This is a genomic window from Streptomyces parvulus, assembly GCF_014648855.1.
GTDB lineage: Bacteria > Actinomycetota > Actinomycetes > Streptomycetales > Streptomycetaceae > Streptomyces > Streptomyces parvulus.
The window spans coordinates 101,980-113,186 of record NZ_BMRX01000005.1; the positions used below are offsets into that span (position 1 = coordinate 101,980).

General features: G+C 76.6%; 11 protein-coding genes. 5 read left to right on the forward strand and 6 right to left on the reverse strand.

The features are described 5' to 3' along the window. Window positions 1-13: 13 nt before the first annotated feature. From IE108_RS10535 to chpG, 6 genes are all read right to left on the reverse strand, one after another. Window positions 14-880, reverse strand: coding sequence for a tyrosinase family protein (locus IE108_RS10535; RefSeq protein ID WP_064727929.1), 867 nt, complete (start codon window positions 878-880; stop codon window positions 14-16). Continuing rightward, complete coding sequence (locus IE108_RS10540) at window positions 864-1,370, reverse strand: tyrosinase cofactor (protein ID WP_064727931.1); 507 nt, start codon at window positions 1,368-1,370, stop codon at window positions 864-866. Before IE108_RS10540 ends, IE108_RS10535 begins: the two co-directional genes overlap by 17 nt. A 119-nt stretch (window positions 1,371-1,489) precedes the next feature. Further along, window positions 1,490-2,005: a hypothetical protein gene (locus tag IE108_RS10545; RefSeq protein ID WP_064727933.1), complete on the reverse strand. Its 516-nt coding sequence runs from the start codon at window positions 2,003-2,005 to the stop codon at window positions 1,490-1,492. Between the two features lie 55 nt (window positions 2,006-2,060). Then, on the reverse strand, window positions 2,061-2,351 hold the full coding sequence (locus IE108_RS10550) for a hypothetical protein (RefSeq protein WP_064727934.1): 291 nt from the start codon (window positions 2,349-2,351) through the stop codon (window positions 2,061-2,063). A 231-nt stretch (window positions 2,352-2,582) separates the two neighbouring features. After that, the gene (locus tag IE108_RS10555) at window positions 2,583-3,320 is read right to left on the reverse strand and encodes a hypothetical protein (protein WP_064727935.1); all 738 of its coding nucleotides are present in this window, start codon (window positions 3,318-3,320) and stop codon (window positions 2,583-2,585) included. 276 nt (window positions 3,321-3,596) lie between these two features. After that, complete coding sequence (gene chpG / locus IE108_RS10560) at window positions 3,597-3,836, reverse strand: chaplin ChpG (protein ID WP_064727937.1); 240 nt, start codon at window positions 3,834-3,836, stop codon at window positions 3,597-3,599. 386 nt (window positions 3,837-4,222) lie between these two features. Between chpG and IE108_RS10565 the strand changes: the two genes are divergently transcribed. The 5 genes from IE108_RS10565 (at window position 4,223) to IE108_RS10585 (ending at window position 11,198) form a co-directional block, all read left to right on the forward strand. Then, on the forward strand, window positions 4,223-5,584 hold the full coding sequence (locus IE108_RS10565; RefSeq protein WP_064727938.1) for a glycosyltransferase: 1,362 nt from the start codon (window positions 4,223-4,225) through the stop codon (window positions 5,582-5,584). Further along, entirely contained in the window at window positions 5,581-7,017 is a 1,437-nt protein-coding gene (locus IE108_RS10570) for an exopolysaccharide biosynthesis polyprenyl glycosylphosphotransferase (RefSeq protein ID WP_064727940.1), read from the forward strand. The genes IE108_RS10565 and IE108_RS10570 overlap by 4 nt, the downstream gene beginning before the upstream one ends. Window positions 7,018-7,022: 5 nt before the next feature. After that, window positions 7,023-8,342 carry an O-antigen ligase family protein gene (locus tag IE108_RS10575; protein WP_064727941.1) on the forward strand — a complete coding sequence of 440 codons (1,320 nt, stop codon included), beginning with the start codon at window positions 7,023-7,025 and terminating at the stop codon, window positions 8,340-8,342. 71 nt (window positions 8,343-8,413) lie between these two features. Then, window positions 8,414-10,459, forward strand: coding sequence for a lipid II flippase MurJ (locus tag IE108_RS10580; RefSeq protein WP_373296946.1), 2,046 nt, complete (start codon window positions 8,414-8,416; stop codon window positions 10,457-10,459). Next, on the forward strand, window positions 10,428-11,198 hold the full coding sequence (locus tag IE108_RS10585) for a polysaccharide deacetylase family protein (RefSeq protein WP_226483835.1): 771 nt from the start codon (window positions 10,428-10,430) through the stop codon (window positions 11,196-11,198). The genes IE108_RS10580 and IE108_RS10585 overlap by 32 nt, the downstream gene beginning before the upstream one ends. Window positions 11,199-11,207: the final 9 nt, after the last annotated feature.

Here is an 11,207-nt window from a genome sequence, read left to right on the forward strand (position 1 = left end):
GGGCGTACCGCCGTCAGGCGTACCGGTAGATCCGGCCGACGTCCTCCAGCGCGTCCGGCGTCACGTCCCACGGCGGCAGCCGCTCGTGCCGGGCGACGACCCGCCCGCGCTGCGCGCTGCCCCGCCCGGGCGGCTCGGCGGGCAGGTAGCGGGCGCCGCGGTGCCGGGCCTGCCAGCGGGACCACTGGAGGTCGACGAAGGCGTGGTGCAGCCAGAAGACCGGGTCGTTGACCGAGGCGCCGCCGACCATGGCACCGCCGACCCACCGGTGCACGCGGTTGTGGTTGCGCCAGGAGACGCTGCCGCGGCCGGTCCCCCAGCCCTCCAGCTTGTTGCGGAAGCCCTTGCGGACCGTGGAGTCCCAGGGGGAGGCGTCGTACACCGGGTCGTCGAGCGCGCCCTCCAGGTCGCCTTTGGCCGGCAGCTTGAGGGGATCGGCGGCCCGCCCCAGGTCCCGGGTCAGGTACTCGGTGTCGGTGACGTTGACCTTCAGGGTCCAGTTGCCCTCGCCGTACGCGAACGGCCCGGTGGTGACCCGGTGGTCGGAGCGCCGCCCGGTGCCGCCGAGGAGGTCGGCGGTCCAGGGTGCGGAGGTGGTGGTGCGGTCCTTCGTCCAGTCCCAGTACGGCACGGTGACCGAGGAGTCGACCCGGCGCAGCGCGTCCTCCAGGTCCAGCAGGAACCTGCGGTGCCAGGGCAGGAAGGACGGCGCCATGTGCGCCGTACGGAGTCCGTCCTCGCCGTCGGAGACGTAGTACTCGATGTGGGTGCGGACGAACTCGTCGTACTCGCCGCGCCGTTTGATCTCCAGCAGCGCGTTGACGAAACGCCGCCGCTCGGTGCGGGTCAGCGTGCTGACGTCCTTACGCGTGTACGCCATGCCGCCCCCCGGAGTGGTGGTCGTGCTCCTCGGCCGACGGGGTGTCGCGCAGGTGCTCGCCGGGGCCGAGTTCGTCGACGGCGCCGCGGGCCGCGGCGAGGGGGGTCGGGTAGGACCGGTAGTGGTCGACCATGGTCAGCCAGCTGCCGTCGGCCCGGCGCATCAGGTGCAGCGGACGGCCGTCCACGGTCACGTGCCAGCTGCCCGCGCCGACGGCACGGCCGGCGGCCGAGCGGACGCCGCGGATCCGGCGGCCCCGGTAGGTCTCGTCGAAGGTGCCGTCGCCCTCCGGCTCGGCGGGGTGCGGTTCGGGGCGGGAGGCGGCGACCAGCGGCGCCAGGGCGACCGCGAGGGCCGGGGCGAGCAGCCCGCGCATCAGCTGCCGCCGGGTGCCGCGCGCCGGGCCGCCTCTCGCCCGGCCCGCCGCCCCGTGTTCCCGCTCGTGCTCCTCTACGGCCTCGCTCCGTGCCGCGTCCGTGTCGGCGACCATGGCTCGCTCCTCGTCCGGTTCGGTTGATCCGCACCGCTAACCGGACGAAGGGCCACTCGGTCACCGCTCGCGGGGCCAGTCGGAGCACGACCCGCCCGGGCGCGGGCGGGCCGCACGGGTTACAGCCCCGGTCCGACCCCCAGGTCGGCCACCGGGACCGTCTGGACGACGGGGGCCAGCACGCCCACCTCGGGCAGCTTGGGCCCGGGCAGACCGAGAGCGTCGGGCCGGGGCGCGGTCAGGGGCGCGTCCAGGGACAGACCGGGGGCCAGGGTGCGCAGCCCCGCGGCGGGGGCGTCCACGGCGGCGTGGTCGAAGTCGTCACCGAGGACGTGCGGCACGGGCTGGCGCACATCGGCGCCCGGCAGCCCGGCGTGCACCGGCAGCTGCGGCAGGGTCCGCTCCGGCAGCAGCCGGCCCTCGACGTAGGTCGGCCCCTCGGGCGCGCCCGCCGACGGCACGGGCAGCTCCCCGGTCACCTCCGGCAGCTCCATGCCGAGGGCCGTCTCCGCACCGCCCAGGGGCACGGGTACGGGGACCGCGTCGGCCGCGGTGGCGGGAGCCGCGGCGACGCCCACGGCGGCGGCCACACCGGTGACGACGGCGGCCAGGGTTCGTCTGGTGGTCGACTTCATGTCAGGCACGGGCCCTTTCGAGAATGCGTGGGGGACGGACGGGAGGTGCGCGGGCTCAGCCGCCCAGCGGGAGACCGCCGAGCAGGCCCTTCTTCGAGTTCAGGTCGGTGGTCGCACCCTTCACGGTGTGCAGCACGGATTCCTTGTTCTCGGTGTCGAGCGCGTCCGACTGGTGCTTCAGCGGCATGACGTCGACGGGCTCCGCGGTGAGCGCGTTCACGGCGCCGTTGAGGCTGGTGGGCGTGAGCGCGGCGGTGTCGGCGGCGTCGTAGGCGAACGCGGGCACGGCGGAGCCGGCGGCGACCAGGGAACCGGCGACGACCGCGGCGGCCTTGAGGGACTTCATCGTGTTCCTTTCTTCGGCGACCCGTGTCACCGGAGGAAATGCTGACGCCCTCTCAACGACCTGTGCCGAACACGGAAACTCCGCCTTCCGGAAGACATATGAGATCTCCGGACCCCCGGACGGCGGAACAACGAAAGGCTCGCGGAAAGAGGGAATGGGGGCGGCGGAAATACGCGAAAGGCCGCCGCGCCCCCGGAACGGGGGAGCGGCGGCCCGGGGACGCGCGGGGCGTCAGGCGGGGTTCGCCGGCAGCGGGCTCGCCGGGGTGGCGGCCTGCGGCGCGGTGGCCTCCGGCGCGCTCGGCACCGCGGGCAGGCCGGCCAGGTCGGCGGCGGGCAGGCCGTTGCCGACGAGGGTGGCGGCGACGACGTTGACGACGCCGGTCACGACGTTCTCGACGGCGGGGCTCACCTGCTCGGCGCTGCCGGCGGTGGTGGCCTTGACCAGGGCGTCGACCTGCTTCTGCAGCTCGGCGTAGGCGGTGGCCGTGAGGTCGGGCGCCGCCGCGGTCTCGTCCTGCGCGGCGACCGGCGCCGGCAGCGTGACCGGGTCCCCGGCCTCCGGCGCGGTCACGGCCGGAGGCTGGGCCGGGGTGGCCGTACCGGGGGTGGTCGCCGTGTCGTCGGTGTCGGCGTCGTCGGCGTCCGCGTCGGCCGCCTCGGCCTTGGCGAGCGCGTCCTTGACGGCGTCGGAGAGCTTGTCGGCGTCGGCGGCCGACAGCCGGCCGTCCTCGGCCTTGAGGACCGCGGTGAGCATGTCGGTGACGGGCGTGAGTACTCCGCCGAGACCGGCCAGGCTGCCGACCTGGCTCTGGAGTTCCGCCACGTCGGGCAGGGGGGCGTGGGAGGCCGCGTGGGTGCGTTCCCGGACCGATTCGCCATCGGCCGCCATCACCGCCGGCCCGGAGATGCCGATCAGCAGGCCGGCGCAGAGAGCGGTGGTGGCGATTCGTCGTGCGGGCAGACGCATGGGGGGGTTCCTTTCGGTGGTGCGTCGGATCTTGTGCCCACCGTGGAATCGCCTCTGACGCTCTGCAACCGAGCGGTGACCGCGCGCGCCCGCCCGGGATTCTCCCCGTGGGCGTCTTACCTGGTGAGACGCCCTGTCAAGGTCCGTGCGCCGTGTCGGCGCCCGCAGCCCCCATTCGGGGCAGCACACCGCCGTCCGCGCGGCAACGCGAACCGGCCGCCCGGTCGCGGAGGAACCGCGGTACGGACGGCCGGTGCGGGGGATTGCGATCCGACGTCAGTCGTTCTCGCACTCGTTGCCGAACGCCGGGTTCAGCAGGCCGATGACGTCGACGGTGTTGCCGCAGACGTTGACCGGGATGTGGACCGGGACCTGCACCACGTTGCCGGACAGGACGCCCGGGGAGTGGGCGGCGGCGGCCTGCGCGCCGCTGTCGGCAGCGGCGACACCGGCGGTGCCCGCCACCGCGGCGGCGGCGACGGAGGTCAGGGCCAGGCCCTTCGCGATACGCGACATGGGGAAGTGCTCCTTGGGGTTGTCACACACATCCGGGCGGCTGCCCGGCGCAGTGTCAACGCGTGGCAGGCATCCGGGTTGTGCCGCCAAAGGGGTGATCTCGCCGGGAGGCGGTGTTCACAAATCCAACACACTTACCCGCTTTCAACGTATTAGTACGGATAGCGGCTAGAGTCCCACTCCGTTCGAGCCTCCCGGTCGCGCCGCCGAGAGGCACCGACCGAAGGCACTCTCCGAGAACTCCGACCGCGGCGGTGACGCGCCGGTTTCCGGCTCGTTTGGCAGCGGGACGCGGCGTACGCCGGCGGACGCCGCGTCGCGGCGGACGCTCCGCCGTCAGACGCGTTCCCGCCCGTCCCGAGATTTCCGTGAACGAGGAAACGCGCATGCACCTGCCACCGACCGGCTCCCGGCCACGGGTTCTGCATGTCACCCAACCGGTGGACGGCGGGGTCGCCCGGGTCGTCACCGACCTGACGCGGGCTCAGCTCACCGCCGGCTTCGGGGTCTCGGTCGCCTGTCCGGACGGACACCTCGCGGACCGGCTCCGGTCCCTGGGCGCCGACGTGCGGCACTGGCAGGCCACCCGCTCGCCCGGCCCGGCCCTGCTGTCGGAGGTGCGCCGGCTCGCCCGGGTGACCGGCGACGTGCGGCCGGACCTGGTGCACGCCCACAGCGCGAAGGCCGGACTCGCGGCGCGGCTCGCCGTACGGGGCCGGGTCCCGACCGTGTTCCAGCCGCACGCCTGGTCGTTCGAGGCGGTCGGCGGTGCGGCCGCGCTGCTCGCGCTGCGCTGGGAGCGCTGGGGCGCGCGGTGGGCGGCGCGGACGGTGTGCGTGAGCGAGGCGGAGCGCGGGCGCGGTGTGCGGGCCGGCATCCGCGGCCGCTGGGCGGTGATCCCGAACGGCATCGACACCCGCCGCTTCCACGCCGGAACGCCGGAAGACCCGGACGCCGTCGACGACTTGGACGCCTTGCCCGCCTCGGACGACCTCGACGAGGCCGGTGGCGTGCGGCCGCGGCACGGCATCGGCCCGCACGCGCCGCTGGTGGTGTGCGTGGGGCGGCTGTGCCGGCAGAAGGGCCAGGACGTCCTGCTGGACGCCTGGCGCCGGGTGCTCGCGCGCGTGCCGGACGCCCGTCTGGTGCTGGTCGGCGACGGCCCGGACCGCGCCGCGCTCACCGCGCGGGCCTCGGCGTACGGCCTTCTGGACGGCGCCCGGGCGTCCGCGGTCCTCGCGGGCGGCGCCGACGACGTGGCCGCCTGGTACCGGGCCGCCGACCTGGTCGTCCTGCCCTCGCGCTGGGAGGGCATGGCGCTGGCCCCGCTGGAGGCCATGGCCTGCGGGCGGCCCGTGGTGGTGACCGACGTGGACGGCGCCCGCGAGGGGCTGCCGCCCGCTCTGGAGCCGCACTGCCTGGTGCCGCCCGAGGATCCCGCCGCGCTGGCCGGCGCGGTCGCCGCCTTGCTGCTCGACGCGCCGCTGCGCGCGTCGCTCGGCCGCCGGGGACGCGCGCACGTGCGGTCCGCGCACGACGTACGGCACACGGCCGAGGCGGTCGCGGCGGTGTACGGCGCCCTCCTCGACGGCGTACGGACGCCCGGGGCGCGGACCGGCGGGGGTGCCCCGTGCCCCACCCACGGCGGGCCGCCCGGCCCCCCGCGTCCCCTCCCCGGCGACCGGCCCGCGCCCGCGGGACGGTCGGCCGTCGTGCCCATCGAGTACAGGGAGTCCACCCACCCGTGACCGCGGAAAGCACCGTCCCCACCCCCGCCGGCCAGGCGCGCGACCTCGGCCAGTCCCCCGTCGCGGTCCTGCCGCGCCGCACCGGTCCCGCCGGCTACCGGCTGCCCGCCGGGCGCCCCGCGCCACGGCCGGACTCACCGCTGCCGATGCTGGTCGTCGACGGCACGGCGGCCCTGCCCGGCTCGCTGGCCCTCACCGGCGCACCCCACCAACCGCTGCTAACGGCCCTGCTGGTCGGCGCCTCGCTGCTGCTGCGCCCGCGTCCGGACCCGGCCCGGCGGACCGCGGGCGCCCTGGACGACCTGCCCGCGCTGTGCGGGCGGATCGCGGTGGTCTGGCTGGCGCTCGGGGCGCTCCTCGCGGCGTACGCCCCGGCGCACGCGCTGTCCGTGCCCACCCTGCTCCTCGGCTTCCTGCTCCACACGGCGGCGGGCTGCGCCGGGCGGGGCGCCGTGCGGAGACGGCGACGCACGGCGCTCGCGAACCGGCCGCACGCCGCCCTCGTCGTCGGCCCCGCCGCGACCGCGCAGCGCGTGGCGTCGGCGCTGCTGCGCCACCCCCGCTGCGGGGTCCGCCCGGTCGGCGTCGTCGCCGACGAGCCGGGGGGCGGCGCCGCCGACGGTCTGCCGGTGCTGACCACCGGCGAGGAGGTGCGGCGCGCGGTCGTGCAGAACGGCGTGCGCGACGTCCTGACCGTCCACCCCTCGGTCCGCGCCCGGCAGGAGCCGATGCTGCGGGCGCTGGCGGAGTCCGGCTGCGCCGTGTGGGAGCTGGACGCCGAACTCCCCTCCCGGGGCGGCCGGGACCGGCTCGCCGGATTCTCCCGCCGGCGCCTGGAGACGGGCGCGCGGGGGCCGGGCGGCGCCGGCAAGCGGGCGCTGGACGTGGGCGTGTCGGGGCTGCTGCTGCTCCTGCTCAGCCCCGTGCTGCTGACCTGCGCCGCGGTGCTGCGGGTGGTGAGCGGACCCGGCGTGCTGTTCCGGCAGGAGCGCGTCGGACAGGACGGCAGGCCGTTCACGCTGCTCAAGTTCCGCACCCACCGCCCGGCCGACGAGCACGAGTCGGCGACCCGGTGGAGCGTGGCGGACGAACGCCGGATGCCGTGGTTCTGCCGCTTCCTGCGCCGTACCTCGCTGGACGAGCTGCTCCAGCTGTGGAACGTCTTCCGCGGCGACATGAGCCTGGTCGGCCCGCGCCCCGAACGGCCCTTCTTCGTCGCCCAGTTCAGCCGGACCTACCCCGGCTACGCCGCCCGGCACCGGGCGCCCGCCGGCATCACGGGCCTGGCCCAGATCAGCGGGCTGCGCGGCGACACCTCCATCGAGGACCGGGCCCGCTTCGACAACGCCTACATCGACGACTGGTCGCTGTGGCAGGACGTCTGCATCCTGCTGCGCACCGCGGCGGCGCTGGTGCGCCCCACAGGGAGCTGACCCACGTGGCCCACGCCCTGCCCCTCCGCCCGGCGGCGCGCTTACGGCGGCTGCCGCCCGTGCTGGCCGTGGTGGCGGTCGTCGCGCTGCTAGCCCTGCCCCTCGGGCCGGACGGCGGGGGCGGCGCGCATCCGGCGGACGCGGTCTCGGCGCTGGTGGTGCTGTACGGCGTGCTGCGGCTGGTGCGGGACCGGCGGCGCCCGCTGACGCGCCGGGCGGCCGCGGTGCTGGGCCTGCCGGTGCTGGGCCTGGCCGTCGCCGCCGCGGGGGCAGCCTCGCCGGGAGCGGGGCTCGAAGGGCTCGGCCGTTACCTCCAGGTGTTCGTGCTCGTCCCCGCCGCCGTCCTGCTGCTCCTGCGCGACCGCGACGACGCGCGGCTGCTCGCCTGGGCGACGGTGATGCTCGCGGTGTGGCAGGGGGCGGTCGGCGTGCACCAGTACGTCACCGCGACCGGCGCCTCCTACCAGGGCGAACCGATCCGGGCGGTGGGCACCTTCGGGGCGCAGGACGTGATGGGGATGGCGACCGTGGTGTCCCTGGGCCTGGTCTGCGCGCTCGGTCTCGCCCTGGGGCGTACGCCGGTGCGCCACCGGCTGCTCGCCGCCGGGTGCGCGCTCGCCCTGCTGCTGCCGCTGGCGGTGTCGTTCAGCCGCGGTGCCTGGATCGCCACGGCGGTGACCTGTGCGGCGCAGTTGCTGCTGGCCGGGCCCCGGCGGGCGCTGGCGGTGGGCGCGGCCGTGCTCGCGGCCGGCGTGGTGCTGGTCGGCGGGCTGGGGGTGGGGACGGCGATGCTCCAGGAACGCGTCGGCAGCATCACGCAGGTCACCGACGCCCCGGACCAGTCGGTGACCGACCGGTACACCATGTGGGCGGCGGCGGCCGGGATGTGGCGCGAGCGGCCGCTGACCGGCGTGGGCCTGAAGGGCTTCCCCGAATACCGCGACTCCCACGCCTCCCTGGCCCTGTCCTCGGGCAGCGAGACCGACGGCGCCGGAGCGGGGTACCAACGGCAGCCGCTGCTGTCGCCGCACAACATGTACCTGCTGGTGCTGGCCGAGCAAGGGCTGCTCGGGCTGGTCGCGCTCGCCGGGAGCTGGCTGGCGCTGCTCGTGCTGGGGCTGCGCCGGCTGCGTGCCGCGCGGCGGGCGGGCGGCGGCGGCCTGGACTGCGGGCTGATCGCCTGCGGGCTGCTGGTCTGGCAGTTGACCGACTTCGCGTACGCCGACATCGGCGGGCCCTCCACGGTGCTGACGGCGGTGTGCTTCGGCCTGGCGGCGTGGTGGGCGCTCGGGTCCACGACGAGCGGAGGGGCGGCGGCACGGTGAGGACGACCTCCCGACGGGCGGCGGACGGGGGATCGGCCCCGGCGGACGCGGCATCCGTCCCGGGGGACGAGGTGTCGGTTCCTGCGGGGGCGGCACCGGTTCCCCCGGCGGCACCGGTTCCCCCGGGCGCGACGCCGGTTCCTGCCGGGGCGGCACCAGGCCCGGCGAACGGCGCCCCGGTCCCGGGGGCCGGGCCACCTTCCCCGGAGCACGACACATCGCCCCCGGCCGAAGGCACGCCGCTCCGGGCCGAAGGCACGCCGCTCCCCCCGGCCCGGACGGCCCCACCGGCACCGGACGACGAGGCACCCCACCCGGGCGCCGGGCCGACCACTCACCCGCGCCCCGAACGGGACACCGACCCACATCCCGAGCCGGCCAACCAGCCGCACCCCGAACCGGAGACCCACCCACACCCCGCCCCGGCCGCCCCCGCGGAGCAGTCCCCCGACGCCCGGTCATCGCGCAGTTTCCTCGCCCGGGCCGCGCTGCTCACCGCCGTGCTGTCGGTGGCCGGGTCGGTGCTCGGGCTGGCCCGGGACCAGGCGCTGGCCCGGCTCTTCGGGGCGGGCAGCGAGACGGACGCCTTCCTGGTGGCGTGGACCGTGCCGGAGTTCGCGGCGACGCTGCTGATCGAGGACGGGCTGGCCTTCGCGCTGGTCCCGATGTTCAGCCTGGCCCTGGCCCGCCGCGCCCGGGGCGTCCCCGGCGACCCGGTCCGCGCGCTGGTCGCCGCCACCCTGCCCCGCCTGCTGCCGGCCTTCGTCGCCGTCGCCGCCCTGGTCGCCGTCTGCGCGCCCGCGCTGGTCCGGGCGCTCGCCCCCGGCCTGGCCGACCACGCCCTGGCGGTGGACTGCACCCGGCTCACCGCCACCTGCGTCGTCAGCTTCGGCCTGGCCGGGTACTGCAGCGCCGCGCTGCGGGCGCACCGGCGGTTCCTGGCGCCCGCGGCGATCTACGTCGCCTACAACACCGGCATCATCACGGCGATGTTCGTGCTCGGCGGTCGCTGGGGGGTGCGCTCGGCGGCCGTGGGTGTCGCGGTGGGCGGACTGCTGATGGTGGCGGCGCAGCTGCCCTCGCTGCTGCGGCAGTTGCGGCGCCGGGACGCGGGCGAGAAGTCCGCCGACGCCGGTGACCCGGCCCGGCCGCTCGCCCTGGCCCTGTTCGGCACCGTGCTGCTCTTCGCGGTGTGCCGGCAGTCCCAGGTCCTCATCGAGCGCTTCCTCGCCTCCGGGCTCCCGGCCGGGGCCATCTCGCACCTCAACTACGCGCAGAAGGTGGCGCAGATCCCGATGACGCTGTCGCTGATGCTGTGCACGGTCACCTTCCCGGTGGTGGCCCGCGCGATGGCCGACGGCGACGTCGCACGGGCGCGGGAGCGGGTCGAACGGGACGTGGCGCTGGCGGCCTGCCTGGTGCTGCTGGGCGCCGCCACCGTCGTGGCCTGCGCCCCGCAGATCATCGAACTGCTCTTCCAGCGCGGCGCGTTCACCCCGGCCGACACGGCCGCGACGGCGGCCGTCATGCGCGTGTACGCCCTCGGGCTGCTCGGGCAGACGGTGGTGGGCGCGCTGGCCCGGTCCTACTTCTCGGCGGGCCGCGCCTCCTGGTACCCGCTCGGCGCGATGGCCGTCGGCATCGCGGCCACCGCCGGCGCCGGCGCCTGGGCCGTGGGCCCGTGGGGCGTGACCGGCATCGCCGCCGCCAACGCCGCCGGCATCACCGTCACCGGTGCCCTGCTGCTCGCCGGGATGGGCCCGCGCAGCGTCCCGGTGCGCGTCCGGCGGGTCCTGGGCGACCTGGGCCGGCCGGTCCTGGCGGCGGCGGTGTCGACCGGCGCGGGCACCTGGGCCGCGCGCGCGGTGACCGCCACCGCCGAGGCCCGGGGCCTCACGCCCGACGCCCGCGCGGCCCTCGCGCTCACCGCGGGCACCCTGGCCGTCGTCGCCGTCTTCGCCCTGCTCGGCCTGGTGCTGGGCGTGCAGGGCGTGCGCCCCGCCCCCCGGTCCGTCGGCTCCGCCCGGCGCCTTGGGCCCTTCCGTTCCTCCGGCACCCTCCGCTCCGTCACACGAAGGAGTCCGCATGGCCGCTCCGGCTTCCGTAGATCCCGTTGACACCCGCACCGGCGCCGGGCCGCGTCCCGGCCCCGTCCCCTGGGTGGCGATGTACCACTCCGTCGGCGATGCCACGGACGACCCGTACCGCGTCACGGTCACGCCCGACCGGCTGAGCGCGCAGCTCGGCTGGCTGCGGCGGCGCGGCCTGCGCGGCGTCTCCATGACCGACCTGCTCGCCGCCCGGGCCCGCGGCGAGGGCCGCGACCTGGTGGGGCTGACCTTCGACGACGGGTACGCCGACTTCGTCGAGCACGCGCTGCCGTGCCTGCGCCGCTGGGACTGCGGGGCCACCCTCTTCGTCCTGCCCGGACGGCTCGGCGGCGTCAACGCCTGGGACCCGCTCGGCCCGCGCAAGCCGCTGCTCACCGCCGACGGCATCCGGCGCGCCGCCGCCGAGGGCGTCGAGATCGGCTCGCACGGCCTCACCCACGTCGACCTGACCCGGGCCGACGACGCCGCGCTGAACGCCGAGACCGCCGAGAGCCGGGCGCTGCTTGCCGAGTTGACCGGCGCGCCCGTCACCGGCTTCTGCTACCCGTACGGCACGGTCGACGCCCGCGCCGCCGACGCCGTGCGAGCCGCCGGCTACGACTACGCCTGCGCCATCGACCCGGGCGCGCTGACCGGCCCGTACGCCCTGCCGCGGGTGCACGTGGGGCAGAACGACACGGCCCTGCGCCTGCTGCTGAAGACGCGGCTGCACCGCCTGCGCCGCCGTGCCGCGGCGGGGGTGTGACTGTGCCGG

Coding starts and splice junctions, on each gene's coding strand:
- IE108_RS10535 (WP_064727929.1), bottom strand. CDS start 880: ATGGCGTACACGCGTAAGGACGTCAGCACGCTGACCCGCACCGAGCGG.
- IE108_RS10540 (WP_064727931.1), bottom strand. CDS start 1,370: ATGGTCGCCGACACGGACGCGGCACGGAGCGAGGCCGTAGAGGAGCAC.
- IE108_RS10545 (WP_064727933.1), bottom strand. CDS start 2,005: ATGAAGTCGACCACCAGACGAACCCTGGCCGCCGTCGTCACCGGTGTG.
- IE108_RS10550 (WP_064727934.1), bottom strand. CDS start 2,351: ATGAAGTCCCTCAAGGCCGCCGCGGTCGTCGCCGGTTCCCTGGTCGCC.
- IE108_RS10555 (WP_064727935.1), bottom strand. CDS start 3,320: ATGCGTCTGCCCGCACGACGAATCGCCACCACCGCTCTCTGCGCCGGC.
- chpG (WP_064727937.1), bottom strand. CDS start 3,836: ATGTCGCGTATCGCGAAGGGCCTGGCCCTGACCTCCGTCGCCGCCGCC.
- IE108_RS10565 (WP_064727938.1), top strand. CDS start 4,223: ATGCACCTGCCACCGACCGGCTCCCGGCCACGGGTTCTGCATGTCACC.
- IE108_RS10585 (WP_226483835.1), top strand. CDS start 10,428: ATGGCCGCTCCGGCTTCCGTAGATCCCGTTGACACCCGCACCGGCGCC.